Raw genomic sequence first — 21,773 nt, 5'->3', positions numbered from 1 at the left:
CGGCGCCCTCGGCCAGAGCCTCGTCTCCCCATCAGAAACGGTCGCCTGCTCCTGCGGCCACACTGCGGGCCTTGGAGCCATCTCCGCCATGAGGCCGGGGCCGTGCCGGCGCGACCCGCCTTGCGGTGCTCACTCGGCAGTGGTCAGGGGAACTCGCTGCCCTTGCCTCGCTTCGAGGACTACCCGTTGACCCAGAGGCTGAGCCAAGTTCAGATTGGCAGTTCGTCGGTAGCCGACAAGCGTGCATACCTCGTTGGCGGCGTGAGGCTGGGCGATAACGATGACGACGACGGCGTTGGCAGACTCGACCGCCTCAGCGTGGTAGTCGGCACCGCACGGTCTGGTTGCCGGCTCCCGAGTGCCAGTGAAGGTGACAGTCAACCGGGTGCTGGCCCTGGCACTGGTGGCTGATTCGATGGAGATGCCGGGTGGGGAGTTCCATGGCGGCGGCGTCACGGTGACGGTGGCTGCACCATCAGCGTTGATAACCGCCTGCTCATAGCGGGCCAGGGCCTCACCCGCTTGCTGGCGCATCTCCCCCAAGCTTTCCCCCTTGGGCAGTGCACCCTCATGCGGGTCGTTCACCTCCGAGCTGCAACCAGCCAGCACCACCACGGCCGCACCCCAGAACAGCCAGCGCCGGCGAACCACCATCAAGCACCTCCGCATCGCCTGAGCACACCGGCCGAATCCGCAGGGTCGACCGGTGTGCGGCCTTCGGCAGCCATCAGGGGGTCGATGGCGACCAACAGTATCGACGGAGGGCTGGCTGTCCAGACCAACCGTCAAGCATCAGGTGAGACTAGACAAAGCCGTCGATGGCTGCCCTCCGTCGGCTGTCGTGCGACAGTCGTCCGCCAACCGAACCGCGACGTCAGCGCGGATGGCGGCAGGAGACAAACTTCTGGGCCAGCCCGGTAGGCGCCGATCGCGTACCTTGCACCCATGCCAGTGCCATTCCCCGACACGATGCAGGAGGCGGCGGCCCCTACTCCACCACATCGCCGCCTCGCCACGGTTGCGTTCTCTCTGGCGCTGGTCGCCGTAGGGCTGATCGGCGGCTTCGGGGCGGCCAAGCTCGGCGATGATCCGCACACTGCCAAGGCGGAGCTGCTCGTCGGGACGGTCACCTGGTCGAACGACGAGACCAGGTCCATCGCGTTTGCGCAAGACGGGGCGCCGCGGGGCCCTCTCGATGGCGACACGATCTACTCGGTAATCGCCGAAAGCTGGCAGGACGCGCGCGGGACACTGCACAACGACGGCACGTATCCCACCTGCCTGGTCGGCGAGGAGAACGAGCCCGCCTCAGCGGACCAGCGCCGTGTCGAACTTGAAGTCCTACACCGAGACACGGGCGGCGCTCAGCCACAGCACATCGCCGTTCACGTCCACTGCCTCGATTGATGGCATCGGACCTCGATGCGGCTCGCCTGGTTCGTCGGAACCATGGCCGACCAGAGGTAAGTGGTGGGGCGGGCGGGACTCGAACCCGCGACCGAGGGATTATGAGTTAGACGCCAGTCAGGTTTGATGGTGATCGGCAGTCGGCAGGTGTGTCTATCTGTCCAGGTAGACACACCTGCCGCTCCTCGGCTGTACCGGGGCGTGACACGGTGTCCAAAGGCGTCCGGGCTCACGGCGGGCTCACAATTGGCGAGCGTCCGTCTCGGACCCAAGATCCTCGACCACCCGAACAAAGTTCCGCACCACCACGGAGCCCGTCGGCATGCCCGACGTTGTTCGGCCGGGCTGAGGTTGCTGGCCCTCGATCCTGGCCGGCCGCGGCTGGCCGCTGCAAGGCCCACCGTCCCAGCCGTTCAGTGCCTCGCAGGTATCTCCGAGTGGGCCTGTACGGGTCGGCGCCGATCGGCCGGCCCGGCGGATCGGGCCAAGGATTTTCCCAGAGCCCGTGTAGGCCTTCTGCACAAATCGGGCCACTGTGAGTTAGCGCGCATCGCAGCAACGACCAGCAGCATCCAATGCTGTTAGACACCCACCCCCAGACGACGGTGACACGTCAGCGGCGGCGGGCTCAAAAAGCAGGACCTGCCGATCCACAAACGTGGGGTAGGTCCGCCTTCCGACCGTAGCATCCGCTGGCCGCGCTCAGCTGCCGCCCGGCAGCGCCCGAACGATAGCAGCCGTGTCCCTCGCGCAGTCATTGTCGGCGTTGACCTGCTCTCGGGCGGAAGGCCGGGTGCGGTTGCTGGCCCTTGATCCTGGCCGGCCGCGGCTGGCCCCTCAAGGCCCACCGGCGCAGCCGCGCCAGTGCGCCGTACTGAGCGCGAGGTGGGCCTGTGCGGGGCTGCGCCGATCGGCCGGGCCGGGCGGATCGGGCCAGCACCGCCCACCCGGCCGTTCCCGCGCCGTGTAGGGCGTCCTTATGGTTTGGGAAGGACGTTTTCTGTTATGACGACCACTCTGTTGTCCCGACCCGTATCGGACGAGCTCAGCATCGCCGAGGTCACGGCCCCCGCGGATCCCGCGGGCCCCCTGGTCCGGGCCCAGTACCTCGACCCTCGCGACCTGGTCGATAACCCGCGTAACCTGCGCACGGACGTCGGCGATCTGAGTGACCTGACCGCCTCAATGGCCGTGGTCGGAGTTCTCTGCCCGTTGGTGGCCATCCCGGGGCCGGACCAGCCGGATGCCTTTCAGCTGATCATCGGGCATCGCCGAAAGTACGCGGCGATCGAGCTCGGCATGGAGCAGGTGCCGGTGTGGGTCGCCTCCGACGAGGGTGCGGCGGCGCAGATCGTCGCGCAGCTCGCCGAGAACGGCCACCGGGTGGGGCTGACCCCCACGGAGGAGGCTGAGGCGTTTCACCAGCTGACCCTGCTGGACTGGTCGCCCGAGCAGATCGCCACGGTGCGGGCGATCCCGGCGGCGAAGGTGAAGCAGACCCTGAAGCTGCGGGAGCTGCCGCAGGCGGCGCGCGGCGCCGCCGACGCCGGCACCCTGACACTGGAAGATGCCGCCGCGCTGTCCGAGTTCACCGAGGACCCGGCCGCCCTGGATCGGATTCTGAAGGGCACCGGGGCAAGTTGGGGATTCCGGCACGCCATCGCCGCCGAGCGATCGAAGCGGACCTTCACGGCGGCGAAGGAGCGGGCGAAGGCGGAGTTGGTCCTCGCCGGGGTGAAGGTGACGTCGAAGCCGAAGGGTTACCCCTACAGCGGTACGGCAGTAGCCGCCACGCAGCTCGCCGACGCCAACGGCAACCCGCTCGCCCCAGAGACATACTCCACGTTGGCGGGGCTCGCGGCGTTCGTCGAGAAGATCGGCGACCATGCCCAGACGACTTTCTACTGCGCGGAGCCGGACCGGTACGGCTACCAGCGCCTGAGCTACGGCAGCCGTCGAGGGATTTCGGAAGAGGAGCGTGCCCACCGGGAGGCGGCCGAGCAGGCCCAAGCTGACTACCTCGCCGGTCTGACGGTCGCGGCGGAAGTACGGCGGGAGTTCTACCGCACCGCGTACGGGTCGGCGCGGGCGGTGAAGCGGCTCTTCCTGGAGGCGCTGCAGGCCACCGTCGTGGATGGGTTGCGGTTTCACGACGTCGACGGCCTGTACGCCACTCTCGGTGGCGTAGACGGTGCCGCTGCCGTGACGGCTCGGGAGGAAAAGCTGCGCCGCTGTCTGGTGGCGCAGTGGATCTGCGTCCAGGAACGCAACCTTGGCTACGCGGCCCGCGATGAGACGTGGGCCCTGGATGACGAGGCAGCGGTGGCGTGGCTCGACCAGCTCGTCGCCGACGGCTACACCCTCTCCGAGGCGGAGACGACGCTACGGGAGTCGCTGGGCCGCGACCCACAGGACGAGCTGCCCGACGACGGAGACGCCGATGACTCCACGCCTGCGGACTCTGAGGACCCCGACGTCGACGATGTCGCCGCGGAGACCGAGCAGGTCGGCAGGGCTGCCGACGAGCTGATCGCTGCACCACACTCCGCGCGGCAGCGCGAGCCCGAGGCGACAGCGCCGGAGGCAACGGGCTCCGAGGCCGACGACCTCTCTGACGCCGATGAGCTGATCGACGTCGAGAAGCAGACCTCTAACGACGAGCCCTCGAGCGACAACTCCTGATCTTCCCTATCGGCGGGGTCCACGCGCAGTGCGTGCACCCCCGCCGACTTCCGTGCCGACCCGACTCCCCCGCGCGGGAGAGGCCCGTCACCGCACCAACTCTCGACATCTCCGATTGGAGCCCTGTGTCCACTGATGCTGACTTGTTCTCTGAAGTCGATGACCGTGAGCGCCGTCTGGCGCTGATCCGCCGACGGCAGATCCTGCTGGCGTTCGAGGAGTACGGGCCCGGCTATCACCGGGTCACCGGCGATGGCTGCCGGTACGTCGCCGAGATCGTCGAAGCGACCCCCGCTGAGTGGGAGTGGATCTACGAGCACGCCCGGACCCACCCCGAGGTGCTGATCCAGGCTGGGCCGGGCCGCAACCCCGTGCAGTGGCGACAGCTGCGCCGCGAGCAGGGCGAAGTGGCGTTCCGCGCCGCCGACGCCGCATTTATCGCCAGCGACGCCACCGCAGCCCTCAATCACCTCGACGAGGCCCGCGCGCTCGGCACCATCGGGCCCGAGCAGTGGGAGCGACTACGCCTGGCCGCCATGACCGCCGCTGACGCCGGCCGCTGACTCCCTCAACGACCTCGACCTCCCCACCTCCAGATTCTCTTCGAAGGGACCCATCCCTCATGTCTTCGATGATCACTGTTCCGGCGCACCGCAACGTCGACCTCGACCAGCTACGCCGCATGCTCACTGACCAGTCAACCCGGGCCTTGGACGTCAAGGCCGGCGCCGGGCGAATGCGTGCCGTCGGCGGCAGCCTCGTCTTGGACGGCACCGAGCCGCAGCTCGGCCCGGAGGGGGTGACGATGACCTCCGGCACCTACAGCGTCAACGACGTCGCCACCGCCGGCCTCGCCGACAAGCTCGGCATCCCCGTCGCGTACCTACGGCGCCTCGCCGCCGAACACCCCGACCTGTTCGACGACAACGTCAACGGCTGGCTTGCCCGCGACCCCCGCAGCTTCCTCATCCGCTGCCTGCGCAACGACACCGGCGGCGGGGTCGTGCGGGCGGTCCTGTCCGACCGGTACAACCGCATCGACAACCTCGACGTTCTCTTCGCTGCTCTCGACGGGATCCGCCGCGCGAACGTGCGGGTGCAGTTCGCCGGCTGTGACCTGACCGACCGGCGCATGTACCTGCGGGTCTACTCCCCGCAGGTGCAAGTTGCGGCCCCCCGTCTGCTGGCCCGTTACCGGTCACCGTTCGACGGGCGGGCCGGCTCCGAACTGCCGATCGTCTCAGCCGGGTTCCTGATCTCGAACTCCGAGACCGGGGCGGGTGCATTCAGCATCGCTCCGTGGGTGCGCTTCGAGGTCTGCCGCAACGGCATGGTCATACGCCGCAACGCCCTGCGCCGTACCCACATCGGCTCCCGCATGACCGGCTCAGACGGAGTCGTCACCGCCTCCGAGGAGACCAACCGTCGCACCCTCGACCTGATCACCTCCCGTACCACCGACGCAGTCACCGCCTTCCTCGACGCCGACTACATCACTGAGGTTCTGCGCGAGCTCGACACTGCCGCCGGCATCCCCGTCACCGACCCCAACGCCACCCTCAAGATCATCGGGCAACGCTTGAAGTACTCCGAGGAGCAGCAACGCGACATCCTCGCCCACTTCATCGCCGGCGCCGACCCCACCGCCGGTGGGGTCATGCACGCCGTCACCTCCGTCGCCCAGACCCTTTCCGACGCCGACGCCGCCCACGGTCTCGAGGCCACGGCCGTCCAGGCCCTGCACCTCGCCGCCACCGCCGCCTAAACCACCCTCTCGCACATCCGCGCGCCCGGACCCATTCGCAGGTCCGGGCGCGCCGTGTACTCGCCCAGGAGCCACCCTCATGAACCACACACCTCCTCGCCCCCGATCCGACAACGCCCGACAGCGGGACACGAGGCCGTTCGTGATCATGGATTGGATGCAGTTCCGTCTCGCCGTCGGCGCGGCCCTGGCGCACGGCCCTGCCCGCGTCGACCAGATCCTGCTGACCACGGACGGGCCAGCGCTGCTCACCGTGGTCGGCGACGACGGGGCCGTGAATCAGCTGGCCTACGACGTCAACCGGGCGCGTACATGGGTCATCGCTGTCTGTGCCCCCGGCGGTGTCCTGCGGCCGGTTCGCGGCGCGGCCTGCGATCAGGTCAGGTTCCGGCTCGCGGGAGGCCACCCGCATCTGGTCTACGAACTCCTCGCCCTCGCCCTCGCCCACCGCCCGATGACCATCGTCCGCGGTGCCTCGGCGGACTTCCCGGCCCAGGGGCCGCGGTGACTCCCCTCGACAGCTACCGCGATGCCGTTGGCGAGAGAGGGCGGGGCCGGTGAGCGTCGACCTGGAGGCCGTCGCGCACCTGGCGAGGCGCGACCGGCGACTGGCCCGCCAGTTCCTCTCCGCCCAGCAGGCCCAGGCCGCCGAGGCAGCGAGGATCGCCGCCGCTGACGCCGCGATGCAGCGTCAGCTCCAGGCAGCAGAGCGGCAGCAGCACCTCGCGGCCCAGACCCGCGCCGCCCAGCGCCGCGAGGCCGAGGAGAGAGCCGCCGATCGGCGAACCAGCCACGAGGCCCGCGCCCGCGCCGCCCGACAGCGGGCAGCGCGCTGGCGGCACCGAACCGCTTCGCTCGTCGGGTACGTGCGGGGGCACGCCGATGACGTCTACGCCGCGACCATGTACGTCCTGGCTGTCGGCGGCGCCGTCTACGGACAGATCACCGCAGCCCAAGCCCGCGGCTGGCCACTGCTCGCCGGAATCGTCGTCGCCATCGCAATCGAGGGCCTAGCGCTGGTCATGGCACTGACCGCGCAGAAGATGCGCCTCGCCGGGGAAGCCGCCCGCGCCCCACGCGCCCTGACCTGGCTCTGCGCCGCTACAGCCGCCGGCATTAACTACCTCGGCCACCAACATGTCAGCCGCGTCGGCGCTGGGCTCCTTGCCGTCCTGTCCCTCGCCGGGATCGTGGTCTGGGAGATCCGCAGCGGTGCCCGACACCGCGTCGAGCTGCGCCGCCGCAGGCTCCTACCCGATCCGCCGGCTGCGTTCGGGTGGCGCCGCTGGCTCCGATACCTGCCCAGCACCGCTGCAGCCTGGTCCGTCGATGTTCGCGACCGTGTCAGCCCTCGCGCCGCCTACCTGCTGCGGAGGGCCGCAGCCGAGCGACAGGCCCAGCGGGCCGCCGCGAGGCGCAACCAGGTCCGCCGGCTGGCACGCCGCACGGTCCGCGTCGCAGCCCGGCGGGGCGACACCGGCGCCGTCCTCGCATCTCTGACCTGGCTCGCCGAACACGGAACGAGCCGCCCGATCCCCGCCCTACCCCACCAACAGATCCACCACGAGACAGGACAGGTCCCGGACCAGTCCTCATCACCGCAGGACCGCGCCTGCACCGAGTCGGACCGCACGGTTGCTTCAGGGAAAGCGTTTCCGGTGCAGGCCCGGACCCGGCCAGCGCCGGACTCTGCGCTACCCGCAGGCTCGGACCCGGCAGAGCGGACGGTCCCGGCGCAGGACCGGACCGCGGTCGACAGGGTCCGCGGTGAACAGGACCAAGGCCACGGTCTCCCGGACCAGTTCAACGCCGAGTGGTCGTCGCAGCGGACGTCGGCTCCGTCCTCCGGCTCCGGGGGCGCCCGTGCGCCGTCGGCCGTCGAGGCGGACTACCGGGTCGAGGTCTGGAGCGTCGGCGACAGCGGACCGGGACCGCGAGAGACTCCTTCAACGGTTCCCGGCCCGCAGCCCGCGGAATTAGCCGGGCGCTCGACCCGCCGGGACGGTGCCGACCGGCTACGGCCACGATCGGTACCAGACGTTACGGACCTGATGGACCCCGGACGTCGAGTCGCGGACCGCCTGAGCGCTCACGGCGTGACGCTGTCCCGGTCGGTCCTGATCAAAGGGCTGCGCACCGATGGGGTCCGCGTTTCTACCGACCGTGCGACGGCTCTCCTTGCGGCGCTCCGGGCTGACGGACCGGCAGTCCTCCCGTCGCCGCAGGACTAGGCAAGCCCTTGTTTTCGGTATCCGGCCGGCGTCTCGCCGGCTGGCACCTCTCACCCTCCACGCGGCCTCGAGCAACGCCCAACGCTGCGACAGCACAAAGTCCACGAACAGCCTCTAGGAGAAGCACTGCGATGCCCGACCTTCACCCCGCTTCGACCAGACCAGGAGGGCTGCCGATGAGCGGCCACATCCGCCACCCCCGCGACCCACGCCAGTCCGTGTGCGGCCAGCCCGCCGCCGACGTTCTTCGATGGGAGACCGAAGCCCCACCTCGCAGCGGCTACACCTGCGAAGACTGCTACACCCTGCTCGCCGAAGCCGCCCGACCCGACGACGCCAACCACCGGCCCGGCGACCCCACCCTCATCGACGCGCTGCGTCAGATCGTCGCCAACCGGCAACACGCCAAGATCAACGGCGTCTTGGTTGACCTGTAGTCAGCCAGCGTCACCGTCCTCATCTGGGACCGGCTCCGCGCCGACAACCAGCAACGACTGCTCGCCCTGCCGCCGCACGAGCTGATCCTTCGCTGCATCGCCATCTACACCCGCCTCACCGAGAAGGGAACCAGCCAGTGAACGGCGGCCGACCACCGCAGTTGTTCCACTTCGGGCGATGGGTCTTCGAAATCGACGCGGCCAAGGCTCTGATCGCCTCGGCGCCTCGTGACACCCTGCCCCTCGACGTCGGCACGTGGTCGCCCGTGTACGGGCCTACCCCACCTCGACAACGCAAATCTGCGGACGGCGAACGTCATCGGCCCGACCAGCAGCGCCCTCAACCGGACCTTCGCCATGGCCACCGACCTGAGCACACAACTGACCGTGGGGCAGATCCACATCACCTGCCAACCACCCGCCCTGCTTCTCGTCGACGGGACACACTGGCTCTACCGCGCCTGGCGCGAACGGGTGCCACAGCTATCCACCTACCTGCTCACGACCGCAGAGACTGACCAGATCAAGTCGAGGCGGTAGACAGCGCACCTCAAGGATTCCCGAGCCGCCCGCTTCCAATCGACAGCACGCAGACGCTGACACCTGCGTTCAAAGCAGCCGAAGCTGCCCTCGCCGGAATTGGACCGTATACAGGCGCAGCAATGGGACCCTCACGCTCCGCAGCGGCAGTCAGCCGGTGTGCGTACTGGCCCTCGATCCTGACCGGCCGCGGCTGGCCCCGCAATGCCCACCGTCGCAGCCTCTCGTGATCTTCGAAAGTCGACCGGGTGGGCCCGTGCGGGCTGCGCCGATCGGCCGGCCGGGCGGATCGGGCCAGCATCGCCCGCCCGGCGACCCCCTCACCTCAAGAACCTTGGAAGCACCCATGACTGAACTTCACACCGTGGCCCTGCCTGACCCGTTCGGCGAGCTGACCCTCACCCAGACCCCGGACCTCACCAGCGGGCAGGTCCGCTACGTCATCTCCGGGCGCCGCGCCAGCGGCGCCTTCACCATCGAGCCCGCCTTCGCCGACGAGGAGCTGATCCCGACCCGGATCTGGGTCCGCTGCGGCCACGAACCCACGGACCCGGTCAACACGGGCCCGCTTATCAATCGGCCGGTGATCAACGGGATCACCATTGCCGGCATCGCTGACCTGGACCCGGATCAGCAAGACCCAGTCCGGCGATGGCACCTGACGGTCTACCGCGCCGGCAGCACGCGAGTCGCTGCCCTGGTGCCGGACAGGACCTCGGAGTACGCCGCCGCGATCATCACTGTCCTGCGCACCATGTGGGCTACGCACCCGGTGCGTCATACCCTCGTCATCACCTGGGCACGTCTGTGCGCCGAGCAGCGCGCCGAGTACCTCCTGCGCGACGAGCTGGCGCACCGCTACCGCAGACGCGACGAACTCTCCGCCGAGATCCACCGCTACGAGCGGCGCGTCACAGACCTTCGCGCCCTGGCCACGGCCGGCGCCGATGCCGAATCGAGCAGCGGCAACGGACAGCCAGCACTGCAAGCGACACAGGTTGGCACCGCCCACGCCGTTGCCGTCGGAAGCGGGGCCTGACCGATGACTCTCGACGACTTCGTGGACCTGCCGGGTCTGGGCCGCGTCACGGTGACCGAGGAACGGCGTCCGCGCGGCGTGGTCGCCTACCGAGTCTCGGCCGCTGAGCTGTACGGCACGGTCCTATTCAAGCCGAACGTCCTGGATCAGCAACTCGGCCCTGACCGAGTCATCGTGCAGCTCGGCGACGGCGAGCATGTGCTGGCCACCCACTTGACGAACCTGCTCGTCGTAGGCGGCGTCACCCTCGTCGGCGGCGGCAGCGCGAGAGACCTCGACACGGCGTCCCGGCCGCTGCGGCTACGCCTGGCGCCGGAGAAGGCCGCCGATCAGTCGACGGCCGGTGGCGCGGCGGCCGTCCACCACGCCCATGCGCTGTGTCAACTGCTCGCCTCCCGCTACCGGCGACTGGACCGGCTCGCGCTTATGCGCGCCGCCGCCTAACACAAGGAGTTTGTCGTGTCTCATGTCCCCACCTTCACGGTACGGTCGCAGGCGGAACTGCTGGGCCTGGTGCCCTACCTGCTGGGCTACCACCCCGATCAGAGTCTCGTCGCGCTGTTCTTGAAGGCCGACCGGAGAGTCGCCGTCGCGGCCCGGGTCGACCTCGCCGCCCCGATGGCGCAGGTCGTCGAGGCCTTCCGCGACGTCGCCGATCGGACGGCGGCGCAGACCCTCGTCCTCGTCGGCTACGGCAACCGGGACGTCGCACCGACGGTCACGGCGGCAGGTGACGCCCTGGCCGCGCACCTCACCGTCAGCCAGACGCTCCTGGTGATCACCGACCGTTACTTCTGCCTCGACTGTCCCTGCGACGCCACCGAGGGTGTCAGCTTCGACGCGAAGGCGACCGCGACTGCCGCCCAGTCGACCGTCGAGGGCCTCGTCGCACTACCGAGTCGCGACGCCCTGCTCGCGCTCACCGATCCCGACCCGGCACAACAGACCGCCGTCGCCGCAGCCATTGCCGCCCTTCAGCCCGCCTCCGACGAGCCGGCGACGCTGCGAACACTGCTTGACCGGGCCCGAAACGGCCACCGCCTCACCGTCGAGCAGGCCGCCCGCCTGGCGATCCTGCTGACCGATCCGCACAACCGAGACACGGTACGGCGGGCCACGTCGGGGGCGATGTGGGAGCGGGATCTGTGGCTGGATCTGACCCGCCGCATCCCCGACGAGTACGTCACCGCTCCGGCAGGTCTCGCCGCCTGGTGCGCGTGGCGACTCGGCGACGAGACCCTCGCTCTCGCCGCGGCCCGGCGGGCACTCACCGTCGACCCACAGGACCGGATAAGCCGCATCGTGGCGCTCGCCGCCGGCAGGCACATACCCGCCCGCGACCTGGCCTTCCTCGGAACCTGCGACTTCGACGCCGCGCGCGCCGAGTGACGCGTTCCCCGTCGCGCCTCCGCACAGCCAACCCTCCGGGCCGAAGCAACCAGGCCCCGACCTTGATCCATCCCGCCCGCACCACTGCCTCTGGAGTACCTCGTGACGCCGCAAGCTGCCCTGACCAACACCGGCCTGATGCAACGCCATCGCACCCCGACAGTCGCCGACCACGGGGATCTGCGGTCGCACCACACGACGAACGGCCAGCAACACCCGGACACAGCGATCGTCGACGCGCTCACCGCATTCCTCAACCGTGAAGCCGAGCCATCCGGCGCAGACGCGTTGGAACTGATGAGCAGCCTCATCGACAGCAGCGGCCGGCCGCTGCTGGCCGAAACCTGGGCCGTCAACGCCGCGGTCAGCGAGGACCGATACGGCGTCCCGACCGCCACGATCACCGCCGGCCCCGTCACCCTCACCGTCACCCCAGTCCCGGGCACCGCTGCGCCGCTCAGCGTCGCGATCGCCACCGAGAACGGCGAGTACGTCAGGCTCGACCTCACGGTCAACCAGCACCCCGTCCACCATCCCGCCGTCCTGGTGCCATGCCCAGCCTCGACAGATTCGTCGGGCCCGAACCGCACCCATGACCACCTGAGGACCCTCCGATGACCACCCCGACCCAAGCCCAGGGGCCGACCGCCGCACCAGCCACCCAACCGCACCCACCGCAGGACCTGCGATCCGAGCCCGTCCTCAACGTGGCCCTTCGTTACGCCACCGCCGGTATCCCCGTGATGCCCCTGCACACTCCCCAGCGTGCTGGTGGCTGTAGCTGCCGGCGGGCGCTCGCCTGCCCGTCACCCGGCAAACACCCCAGGCTGCGGCACGGGCTGCGAGATGCCTCCACTGACCCCGCTCTCGTACGGCAATGGTGGACGAGGTGGCCCGACGCGAACATCGGCCTCGCCACCGGCAGCCTGCTCGACGTCTGCGACATCGACACCGCAGACGGACTCCGAACCGTCACGGCCATCTTCGACAACGCCCGCTCGAAGGGGCCTGTCGTACGAACCGGATTCGGGTGGCATCTCTGGTTCGCCGCGACCGGGCACGCCAACCGCGTCGGCGTGATACCCGGGGTGGACTGGCGTGGACGCGGCGGCCTCGTCGTCGCACCGCCGTCGCTGCACCCCACCGGTCGCCGGTACACCTTCACCCAACAGTTCGACCGCGTCCTGCCAGACTGCCCACCAGCCCTACGGCGACTGCTGTCACCACCGCCGGCCCCGGTGCCCGAACCGGCTACGGCTATCCCGGGGCGGATCGACGACCCCGACCGGTACGGGCTCGCCGCCCTCAATGGCGAGATCGGCAGAATCCTCGCCGCACCCCGGCCGGTCATCCGCGGCGGACAGCGGATCACCGCTGGCGGCCGGAACACGGCCCTGCACCTCGCGGCATTCCGCCTCGGACAACTCGCCGCGCACGACGGGCTAGACGCACAGGTGGTGTGGCCCCGGCTCGCGGAAGCCGCGCACACCGTCGGCCTGTCGGCGGCTGAGGCTCGTACGACGATCGCCTCCGGCTGGCGAGCCGGACTACGCCGCCCCCGGGCAGTAACCCGGGGACGACAACCGCGCCGTGGGAATACGAGCCCTCACCCAGGCCGCCGCCTTCGTCTTGCTGTCACCAGTCGTCCTTCGACATGAAGTCGTAGCCGCCGTTGTCGATCGTGTCTTCCATCGCCCGGACGGTCTCGTCGTCGCTCAACTCGGTCGCCGAGCTTCGGACAGGCCGCGCCTCGGTACGCCGGGCCGCAGCCCGAGCAGCGTCGCTCTGCGACTGTCGACGACGGCGCTCCTCCTCCGGCAGTCCCGCCCAGCGCGTCACTTGGGCACGGGCGGCGTCGCTCTGACCCTGCCGGCTGCGCCGCTCCTGCTCAGGCACATCCATGCGCGGTACGGCCGTCGACGGCGTTGCGCCATGTTCGTGTCGCGCGCGATCTGCGGCGCTCTGCGCCAGACGGCGGTCTCGCTCAGCCGGGGGTAGCTTCGCCCACCGAGGACGCACCTCACTCATCACCAAATCGTGACCGAACCAACACGACCAGTCCAGCACCCAGCGCCTACCAGTTGTTGAGTTCAGCCACCCCGCCGCCGTATGTCATTGGGGCGTCTGACTCGGCGCCCCGTGGACAGCAGCCAGACGCGGATGGTCTGCTCGCAGTCAGCATCTCGCCCCGGAACAAGCGACCTGGCCACAACACGTTCGGACGACGCTGCCGGGCGCAGAACGCCCCCACATCGTTTGGCTCCGTCCAAGCGTGCCGCTAGTGCCCCAACTCGGCGGCCGGCGAGGCCGGTACGACGTCCGGGCCCCGCTCGTCACGAATGAGGCGCACTGGCGGTGCTGGTGTCCCGGGTGGCGGCCGGGTGTCCGCTGCTGAGGGACCCGAAGGTCAGCCCACCCGGGCCGGGGCCGCTAAGCCCCCTTCCAAAACATCTTGGCCCCTTGTCTCGCTCCGCTCGACGCCAAGATCTTTTGGCCGGTTGCTTGCAGCCCCGGCCCCAGGGCGGGCTCTGACCGGCCCCGTCAGCGCGGCACCCCGGCGCCCCGGTCACCCGACCGGCCCGCCCGCCGCACACCAAGCGACAGGGAGCACGGTCATGCTGTTCAACCTCACCTTCGAAGGCAACCTCGCCGACGAGCCCGAGCTGCGCGTCACCCCCTCCGGCAAGGCCGTCTGCAAACTGCGGGTCGGCCACAACACCCGCCGCCGTAGCAACGGCGGTGAGTGGACCAACGGGCCGACCTTGTGGGTCACCGTCACCTGCTGGGAGAGCCTCGCCGAACGGTGCGCCGAGCACCTGCGCAAGGGCGACACGGTCATCGTCGAGGCCCGCGACGACCTCTCCGTCTGGGCCTACCAGTCACCCAACAGTGACAAGCCGGCCGGGCAGTTGCAGGTCACCGCCGGCAACGTCGCCGTCTCGATGCGGTTCGCCGGCGCCCAGTCCGCCCGCACCGCCAAGGCCGAGCAGGTCGAGGCCCCCTGGAGCGCCGACGACCGCGAGCTTGAGCCCGCCTTCTAGCCCTCACCGCAGGCGGGGCCGGCCGCGCCGGCCGGCCCCGCCCATCACCCCTCACCCGACCTGACTGTCTGGAGCATCGTCATGTCCCTGTTCACCTGCATCGTCGAGGGCCGGCTCACCGCCTCACCGCAGACCGGCCACACCCGCGACGGCCGCGAGTACGTCCAGTTCCCGATCGTGCACCGCGACCGTTACCGCGACCACAGCGGCAAGTGGGTCGACACCCGCGCCATGTTCTTCGAGGTCATGTGCTGGGGCGACCTCGCCGCCCGGGCCCGCAACCTCACCCGCGGCGACCAGGTCCTCGTCGAAGCCGGCCAACTCCTGCCCTACCTCAACGACTCCGACATGCCCAGCCTCAAAGTCCAGGCCCGCAACCTGTCGGTCTCCATGCGGTTCACCGACGCCCACGCCGGCACTGCGGTCAAGGCCCGCCGCGGCGACATCGTCACCACCCCCGACGGCGAGCAGTACGCCGCGCACCTCTACCCCGAGGTCACCACCGACCCACAGCTCCTGCACCGCTGACCACCACACCGGGCGGGCCGCTGCCCGCGGCCCGCCCGGGGATCAGTCCATCCGCCTGGTCGAACACCGAACACCCGCCCGACGCCCGGAGAACCTCTCATGACTCCTCCAGCCCGCCATCACTTTGCCGACGCCTATCGGGAGCTGGTTCGCGGCTGCGCGACGATCACCCAGGTCGTCCACGCCGCCCACCCCCAGTCGGGAGCCTGCCTGCCCCTGCCCGCGATCAGCCTCCCGCAGGACGCCGACGACGTACGCCGCCAACTCGACATGCTCATCGGCAACCTCTTCGACGAGCACGCCCAAGCCGTGAACCAGCAGTGGCTCACCGCCACCCGAACCTGCACCCACCTGACGGCAGACAACGTCATCGCCATCAAGGAGCTCTACTACGGCTGGTACCAACTCCTCGGCGCCCTCAACGCCCGCATGCAGGGCCAGCCCGGTCTCGACGATGTCGAAAAGCGCACCGCCAACCTCGCCTACACGCTGGTGACCTACCTCCGCGCCTACCCCACCGCACCGGTCAAGCATCTGCGCCTACGCCTCACCGGGCGACGCGCCCGCCCGTACGAGAGGTTGCGCATCGCCACTCCGCCCTGACCCGCTTGGGTCTCGCCGGTGTCCGTGGTGCGCGTTGGCCAGTCCCCAGTGGTGACCGACCCGGCCACGTCCGGCAAGCGCCGACCCCAACATCTTGGCCGGCTCGCTGCGCTCCCCGGACCGCTGCGCTCCCAAGATCTCGCGGCCTTCCCGCTTGCCCGCCGCCGGCCGCGGCCGGTCCCTCACCGGCCTGTCAGCGCGGCACCCCGGCCCCAACCGGGCAGCAGCGCACCAACCCGAACGTCAGGAGGACCCACTCATGAGCACCACCGCCACTCCCACCGCCCCGCAGCACCGCTCCCCCACCACGGCGTCCGTCCGCCGCCGACTCGTGCTGGTCGGGCAGAAGGACGCCTACGACCCGTACAGCGCCGCCGACGCCGCCGAGTACCGGACCGTCCTGCGCTACGGCGACCGCTGACACGCAACGCGCGGCGGGGCCGGACTGTCGAGTCCGGCCCCACCGCGCCATCACCGTGGCGACATCACCCGCCCCTGCCGACCGCACCCGGCTGCGCCGTGCTGGAAGCCGCGCCCGACCTCATGCCGTCGACAATGCCGGCTCCTCCTGCGCGGGCATCTCCCTGGGCTCATCGACGAGGGCCGGCTGGTCGCCCACGGCAGTCGGGTGGTCGCTGGCGCGGGCGAGGGCGGCGCGTACCCCAGCGACAGGAAGCTCGATCATGGCCGCGATCTCCGTGACCGGCTCACCAAGTCTCCGAAGCCGGGCGACGGCCGCATCGGCTTCCCGGTCCAGCCCTCCTGCCCTGCTCTGCCCGGCAGCGAGGATCCGCTGAGCCCGAAGGTCCGCCTCCTCCCGCACCTGACCCGCACGTGTCACCCGGTCGAAGTAGACCCGCACCGCCTCCGTCACGTTCGCCTCGTACGCCGCGAGCCTCGCGACCCGCGCTGCTCGAACCTCCGACGCCTTCCGCGCCGCCATCCGATTAACACCCGCACCAGAATTTCGCTTAGCCATACCGAAACCCTAGCCACGAGCACCCATTACCAACAAGACCGAGTCGCAATTTCAAACCACGTCAATACAACCACAAACAACCGAAAAGAAAAGCCGCCTAAACCCCGACACAACACCGCCCCACCAGCGCAAACGTTGATCCACAGCTTCAAAAGAGAACGCCGACACACCTCTTGCAGATGCTCTTGCCATGGATCGCCTGCGGCGGGTACCGTCCCCTCTCCCCCTCAAATAGACGGCGCAAACAATCGCGCCAACGAAGGCGGATGGGGGGCGAATTCGACGCAAGGGAAGGGGTGGTCGCCCAGTGATGACATTGCACAAGCTGTCGGTCGGCGACGGCTACACCTACCTCACCCGACACGTCGTCGGCGGCGACCGCGACCGGCTTCCCGGGCAGGACGCGACCGACTACTACACCGCCCCCGGCAACCCTCCCGGCCGGTGGGGCGGTCGAGGTCTGGCCCCGCTCGGTCTGGCCGGGCAGGTGTCCGAGGAGCAGATGCGGCACCTGTTTGGCCAGGGGATGCACCCCGATGCCGATGCCATCATCGCCCGACATCTCGCCACCCGGGTTCGGCCCGGCATGGACGACGAGGAGGTCGAGCGGCTCACGCAGGAGGCGATCCGTCAGGCCACCCTCGGGCGCCGTTTCCCCGTCTACGCGACCCTGCAGGACTTCGACACCCGTGTTGAGCAACGGCTCGACGTGGTACGCGCCGAGACGGGGCGAAGGCCGACACAGGCCGAGACAGGCAAGGTACGCGCCGAGGAGGCCCGCCGGGCCCGCGGTGCCGTCGCCGGCTACGACCTCGTCTTCACCCCCGTGAAGAGCCTCGTCCTGCTGTGGGCCCTCGACGAGCGCGAGTGGGTCCGCGACGCGGTGAAGGCGATCCACGAGCAGGCCCGCGACTCCGCGCTACAGCTGTTGGAGAAGCATGCGGCGTTCACCCGCAGCGGCGATACCGGGCAGGCGCAGCTGGACACCCGCGGCTTGGTCTACGCCATGTTCGACCACTACGACTCCCGCGACGGCGACCCGAACCTGCACACGCATGTCGCGATCAGCAACAAGATCCAGGGCGCGGATGGGAAGTGGCGCAGCCTTGACGGCGGCCCGTTGCACCGCATCGCAGTCGCCGCGTCCGAGCACTACAACTCCACCGTCGAGACCCTCGCCATCCAACACCTCGGGGTGCAGTTCGCGGTCCGCCCTGACACCATGGGCAAGCGGCATCCGGTCCGTGAGGTAGCCGGTGTTCCGCGCGAAGTGATCGGGACGTTCTCATCGCGGCGGTCGCAGATCGAGTCCCGCTACGAGCAGTTGGTCGTCGACTTCCGTCGCGCCCACGGCCGCGACCCGGACAACCAGGCCGCGTTCCGCCTCGCGGGCCAAGCCAACCTCGACACCCGCGGTCCCAAACCCGCTCCCCGTTCCCTCGCCGCGCTGCGCGAGGAGTGGACGGCCCGACTGCACGCCGAACACGGCCAATCGGCCGCGCGGTCCCTTGCCCAGGTAGTCAGCGCCACCGGCCCCGCCCACAGACACGAGACGGTTTCCACAACGTTATCCACAGAGCAGATCGGGGCCCTAGCCGCTCTGGCGGTGCGGCAGGCGGAGGGATCCCGGTCGACGTGGACCGTGTGGAACCTGCGTGCCGAAGCCGACCGGCTGCTGCGCGAACCACCCGCCACCGTCGCCCCTCGCGGGCTGCGCTTCACCGATCCGCATGACCGCGCGGAGGTGCTGCAGCAGGTCGTCCACCAGGCCGTCACCGTGCTCTGCGTACCCGTCACGGTCGAGCCGGATCCGGTCGAACCGGCGGGGCTTCGCCGCGAGGACGGAACGTCGGTGTTCGTACAGCACGGCGCCGCCCGCTACACCAGCCAGGCGATCCTCGACGCGGAACAACGCCTCCTCGACGCCGCCCGCACCCCCACCGTCATGGGCTACGCGGCCCCCGCCGTGCAGGCGATGCTTGATGCCTACGAGGCCACCACCGCCACCACGCTCGACCCCGGGCAGCGGGCCATGGTCGTCGCGTTCGCCACCGACGCGCGGCTGATCGCCGTCGGGCTCGGCCCCGCCGGCGCCGGAAAGACCACCACCATGCGCGCGTACCAACACGTCGTCGCCGCCCACGGCCAGCGACTCATCCCCCTGGCCACCTCCGCCGCCGCGTCCGCCGTCCTCAGCGCCGACCTCGGCGTCCCCGCCGAAAACCTGCACAAGTTCGTCCACGAACACCGCACCCCCAGCGCCCTTTCCGCTGGGAAGGAGTTCTTCCGGGTACGGCCCGGCGACGTCATCCTCGTCGACGAAGCTGGCCTCGCCGGCACCCACAACCTCGACGCCCTACGCGACATCGCCACACGGCACGGCGCCCTCGTACGCCTGCTCGGAGACCACCGGCAACTCGCCGCCGTCGAGTCCGGCGGCGCACTGCGCCTGCTCGCAACGGAGGCCGGCGCCGTCGAACTCACCGCCCTGCACCGCTTCACCACAGCTGCCGAAGCCGATGCCACCCGCCGCCTCCGCGACGGCGACACCACCGCCCTCGACCACTACGAGAGCAGCGGCCGGATCCGTGGCGGCTCCTACGAGGCCATGGTCGAACAGGCCTACACCGCCTGGCACACCGACATGACCGCAGGCTTGACCACCCTCATGTCGTCGTCCACCAGCGCCGGCGTCACCGCCCTGTCCGCCCGCGCCCGCGCCGACCGCGTCACCGCCGGCCAGGTCGAACCCGACGGCGTCAACCTGCACGACGGCAACCGCGCCGGCCGCGGAGACTGGATCGTCACCCGCCTCAACAGCCGCACCATGACCAGCAACCGGGGCAAGGACTGGGTCCGCAACGGCGACGCCTGGACCGTCACCCACCGCCGCCCCGACGGGGCCCTCACCGTCAAACACCAACAGCACGGCGGCACTCTCACCCTCCCCGCCGCCTACGTCGGCGCGCACGTCGAACTGCTCTACGCCACCACGGTCCACCGCGCCCAGGGCGCCACCGTCGACACCTCCCACGCCCTCATCACCGACGACATGGCCCGCGAACAGCTCTACGTCGCCGCCACCCGCGCCCGCCAGCACACCACCCTCTACGCCGTCACCCACCGGATCCTGCCCCTCGACGAGGACGCCCGCCTCGACCGCGCCGGCTACAACCCACACGCCCGCGCCGCCCGAGAAGTCCTCGAAACCGTCCTCGCCACCGAAGGCGCGCAAACCTCCGCCACCGAAGCCATCGCCCACGCCGCCGACCAGGCCCGAAGCCTCGCCACCCTGGTCCCCCGACTGCGCTACGCGACGGAACTCGCCGACAACCAGCGCCTACACGCCCTCGTCTCCGACGCCCTTGGCCCAGACGCTGGCGCGGTGCACCGTGACGCCGCCTGGCCTACCGTCGTCCGCGCGCTGCGCACCGCCGAGAGCAACGGCTGGGACCTGCCCCAAGTCCTCGCCAACACCGCCCGCCGCGGCACCCTCGTCGGCGCCGAATCCCCCGCTCAACTTCTCACCTGGCGCATCACAGACCACCTGGACGGCCGCAGCCCGAGCCCCGCCCTCACCCAACCCAGCGTCGACGACACCGCGAGGTACGCCGCTCTCCTCCGACCGATCCTGCGTACGGCCGAGCCCCTCGACCCCATCGACGCGACCCGCCCACCGCGGCTTCTCGCCAGCGAACCCACCTCACACGACGGCGACCACCGACAGCTGATCTCCACCGTTCTCGGCGACCGAAAGGCCGACCAAGCTACCGGCGAGCCCGCCTGGCCAGCCCTCACCGCCGCGATCCGCCGCGCCGAACACGCCGGACACGACGCCCTCACCGCCGTCGCCACGGCCGCCCTCGCTCGACCCCTGCACGACGCTCGGTCCCTCTCCGAAGTCCTCGCCTGGCGCCTCAACCAGCACCTCGACACCACCCCACCACCCGCCGAAGCCGGCACCACCGACGGCTGGCGCACCCTCGCCTGGACCCTCAAGGCCGCCGAAACCCACGGCCACCCCGCCGAACAACTCCTCACCGCTGCCCGCCCCAACAGCGACCTCGACAGCGTCCGCCACCAACTCCACCGCCTCACCCGCCCCGCCCCCGAGGCCGGGCCGGTGCCCTGGCTCGACGCCACTTCCCGTACCACCGACACCGCCTTGACGGCCTACCTCGAAGACGCCACCCGGCTCATCCAGAAGCGGGTCAACGAGGTCACCGACCGCGCCCTCACCGAGCAACCCGCCTGGCTCACCGGACTCCGGGGCAACGTCAGCCAGCCGATCGAGCACGCGACGTGGCGGACCCACGTAGCGACCGTCGCGGCCTACCGCGACCAGTACCAGATCACCGGCGACAACCCCGACCAACCCATCGGCCCCTACGTTCCCCAGCACCACGCCGGGCACCGGGCATACCTCCACGCCGCTGACGCCGTCCTCGCCGCCCGGCACCCGCACACCAACCCCGCGGACCCCGCCACCGCGAGGATCGCACGCGACATCTACCTCGCCCTACCCGACGGACAACGGGCACACATCGCCGCCCGAATCGCCGACGACTTGGGCAAAGATTGGCTCGGCCCCCGCGACGGCGACCCAGACAGCATCCTCACCACGCCCACGTACGCGACATGTCTGAACGCTCAGCTCATCGCCGAGGGCTACCGCATCTCCGCAGCCACACCCGACCCCGCGCGGTCTGCCACCTCGCCTGAGCAGCGCGTCGGCATACAGCACACCGCACCCGAGCCACCTCTTGACCAAGTTCGGAGCCGGCCGGACTTCCAGGTGTCCTGGTGAGGCGAAGCTCAAGGCAGGCGTCGAGGTAAGCGGGGTCCGCATTCCCGCCTGGTGCACGGCGTGGACGCCGTACCCGGAGTCCTGATCGCGACCGCGCCCGACGTCAGATGCCAGCGAGGCGCTGTGCGAGCTTCTCGGGTGTGATGGTTTCGATACCCAGCGTCCGAGCCGTGTCGAGCTTGCTACCGGCCATCTCTCCAGCGACGACAAGGTGGGTGCGGGCAGAGACACGTGAGGATGCACGTCCCCGCCTTGGCGATCAATTCTGATTCCGGCAGGTTGAATCGGCACCACCCGGACTGGTTCAGCCACATCGTTGCAGGGC

The 21,773-nt window shown here is 70.0% G+C and carries 21 protein-coding genes; 18 read left to right on the top strand and 3 right to left on the bottom strand.

Annotated elements, in window-relative coordinates; all coding sequences use genetic code 11:
• Window positions 1-129: 129 nt before the first annotated feature.
• Window positions 130-654 carry a hypothetical protein gene (locus AB0J36_RS07085; RefSeq protein ID WP_357173533.1) on the bottom strand — a complete coding sequence of 175 codons (525 nt, stop codon included), beginning with the start codon at window positions 652-654 and terminating at the stop codon, window positions 130-132.
• A gap of 291 nt (window positions 655-945) precedes the next feature.
• Here AB0J36_RS07085 and AB0J36_RS07080 point away from each other — a divergent pair, with 291 nt between their 5' ends.
• The 13 genes from AB0J36_RS07080 (at window position 946) to AB0J36_RS07020 (ending at window position 13,148) form a co-directional block, all read left to right on the top strand.
• A complete protein-coding gene (locus tag AB0J36_RS07080; protein ID WP_357393267.1) occupies window positions 946-1,407 on the top strand; it encodes a hypothetical protein in 462 nt (153 codons plus the stop codon).
• A 1,005-nt stretch (window positions 1,408-2,412) separates the two neighbouring features.
• Window positions 2,413-4,089 (top strand): ParB/RepB/Spo0J family partition protein, encoded by a 1,677-nt coding sequence (locus tag AB0J36_RS07075; protein WP_363660254.1) that lies wholly within the window; start codon window positions 2,413-2,415, stop codon window positions 4,087-4,089.
• 143 nt (window positions 4,090-4,232) lie between these two features.
• Window positions 4,233-4,652: a hypothetical protein gene (locus AB0J36_RS07070; protein WP_363660253.1), complete on the top strand. Its 420-nt coding sequence runs from the start codon at window positions 4,233-4,235 to the stop codon at window positions 4,650-4,652.
• Between the two features lie 68 nt (window positions 4,653-4,720).
• Complete coding sequence (locus AB0J36_RS07065; RefSeq protein ID WP_363660252.1) at window positions 4,721-5,854, top strand: DUF932 domain-containing protein; 1,134 nt, start codon at window positions 4,721-4,723, stop codon at window positions 5,852-5,854.
• Between the two features lie 157 nt (window positions 5,855-6,011).
• Window positions 6,012-6,362 (top strand): hypothetical protein, encoded by a 351-nt coding sequence (locus tag AB0J36_RS07060; protein ID WP_363660251.1) that lies wholly within the window; start codon window positions 6,012-6,014, stop codon window positions 6,360-6,362.
• Between the two features lie 49 nt (window positions 6,363-6,411).
• Window positions 6,412-8,085 carry a hypothetical protein gene (locus tag AB0J36_RS07055; RefSeq protein WP_363660250.1) on the top strand — a complete coding sequence of 558 codons (1,674 nt, stop codon included), beginning with the start codon at window positions 6,412-6,414 and terminating at the stop codon, window positions 8,083-8,085.
• Between the two features lie 176 nt (window positions 8,086-8,261).
• On the top strand, window positions 8,262-8,522 hold the full coding sequence (locus AB0J36_RS07050; RefSeq protein ID WP_363660249.1) for a hypothetical protein: 261 nt from the start codon (window positions 8,262-8,264) through the stop codon (window positions 8,520-8,522).
• Between the two features lie 228 nt (window positions 8,523-8,750).
• A complete protein-coding gene (locus AB0J36_RS07045; RefSeq protein ID WP_363660248.1) occupies window positions 8,751-9,062 on the top strand; it encodes a hypothetical protein in 312 nt (103 codons plus the stop codon).
• 256 nt (window positions 9,063-9,318) lie between these two features.
• Window positions 9,319-10,101: a hypothetical protein gene (locus AB0J36_RS07040; RefSeq protein WP_363660247.1), complete on the top strand. Its 783-nt coding sequence runs from the start codon at window positions 9,319-9,321 to the stop codon at window positions 10,099-10,101.
• A 3-nt stretch (window positions 10,102-10,104) separates the two neighbouring features.
• Entirely contained in the window at window positions 10,105-10,545 is a 441-nt protein-coding gene (locus AB0J36_RS07035; protein ID WP_363660246.1) for a hypothetical protein, read from the top strand.
• A 15-nt stretch (window positions 10,546-10,560) separates the two neighbouring features.
• Entirely contained in the window at window positions 10,561-11,490 is a 930-nt protein-coding gene (locus AB0J36_RS07030; RefSeq protein ID WP_363660245.1) for a DUF4192 domain-containing protein, read from the top strand.
• 102 nt (window positions 11,491-11,592) lie between these two features.
• The gene (locus tag AB0J36_RS07025) at window positions 11,593-12,108 is read left to right on the top strand and encodes a hypothetical protein (protein WP_363660244.1); all 516 of its coding nucleotides are present in this window, start codon (window positions 11,593-11,595) and stop codon (window positions 12,106-12,108) included.
• On the top strand, window positions 12,105-13,148 hold the full coding sequence (locus AB0J36_RS07020) for a bifunctional DNA primase/polymerase (protein ID WP_363660243.1): 1,044 nt from the start codon (window positions 12,105-12,107) through the stop codon (window positions 13,146-13,148). Before AB0J36_RS07025 ends, AB0J36_RS07020 begins: the two co-directional genes overlap by 4 nt.
• Here AB0J36_RS07020 and AB0J36_RS07015 read toward each other — a convergent pair.
• Window positions 13,126-13,392, bottom strand: a complete 267-nt coding sequence (locus AB0J36_RS07015) for a hypothetical protein (protein ID WP_363660242.1) — start codon at window positions 13,390-13,392, stop codon at window positions 13,126-13,128. The two genes, AB0J36_RS07020 and AB0J36_RS07015, sit on opposite strands and share 23 nt — an antisense overlap.
• A 713-nt stretch (window positions 13,393-14,105) precedes the next feature.
• On the opposite strand from AB0J36_RS07015, the gene AB0J36_RS07010 reads away from it, so the two are divergent.
• The 4 genes from AB0J36_RS07010 (at window position 14,106) to AB0J36_RS06995 (ending at window position 16,083) form a co-directional block, all read left to right on the top strand.
• Window positions 14,106-14,531: a single-stranded DNA-binding protein gene (locus AB0J36_RS07010; protein ID WP_363660241.1), complete on the top strand. Its 426-nt coding sequence runs from the start codon at window positions 14,106-14,108 to the stop codon at window positions 14,529-14,531.
• Between the two features lie 81 nt (window positions 14,532-14,612).
• Window positions 14,613-15,059: a single-stranded DNA-binding protein gene (locus tag AB0J36_RS07005; protein ID WP_357129833.1), complete on the top strand. Its 447-nt coding sequence runs from the start codon at window positions 14,613-14,615 to the stop codon at window positions 15,057-15,059.
• Between the two features lie 99 nt (window positions 15,060-15,158).
• The gene (locus AB0J36_RS07000) at window positions 15,159-15,662 is read left to right on the top strand and encodes a hypothetical protein (RefSeq protein ID WP_363660240.1); all 504 of its coding nucleotides are present in this window, start codon (window positions 15,159-15,161) and stop codon (window positions 15,660-15,662) included.
• Window positions 15,663-15,921: 259 nt separating this feature from the next.
• A complete protein-coding gene (locus AB0J36_RS06995) occupies window positions 15,922-16,083 on the top strand; it encodes a hypothetical protein (protein ID WP_158630759.1) in 162 nt (53 codons plus the stop codon).
• A gap of 120 nt (window positions 16,084-16,203) precedes the next feature.
• Here the strand turns inward: AB0J36_RS06995 and AB0J36_RS06990 are convergent, their stop codons facing one another.
• A complete protein-coding gene (locus AB0J36_RS06990) occupies window positions 16,204-16,605 on the bottom strand; it encodes a hypothetical protein (protein WP_363660239.1) in 402 nt (133 codons plus the stop codon).
• A 346-nt stretch (window positions 16,606-16,951) separates the two neighbouring features.
• Between AB0J36_RS06990 and mobF the strand changes: the two genes are divergently transcribed.
• A complete protein-coding gene (mobF, locus tag AB0J36_RS06985; protein ID WP_363660238.1) occupies window positions 16,952-21,448 on the top strand; it encodes a MobF family relaxase in 4,497 nt (1,498 codons plus the stop codon).
• Window positions 21,449-21,773: the final 325 nt, after the last annotated feature.

The sequence above is a fragment of the Micromonospora sp. NPDC049662 genome (assembly GCF_040675055.1).
In the GTDB taxonomy this organism is placed as follows: domain Bacteria; phylum Actinomycetota; class Actinomycetes; order Mycobacteriales; family Micromonosporaceae; genus Micromonospora.
This window is presented reverse-complemented; position numbering and strand designations above follow the sequence as displayed.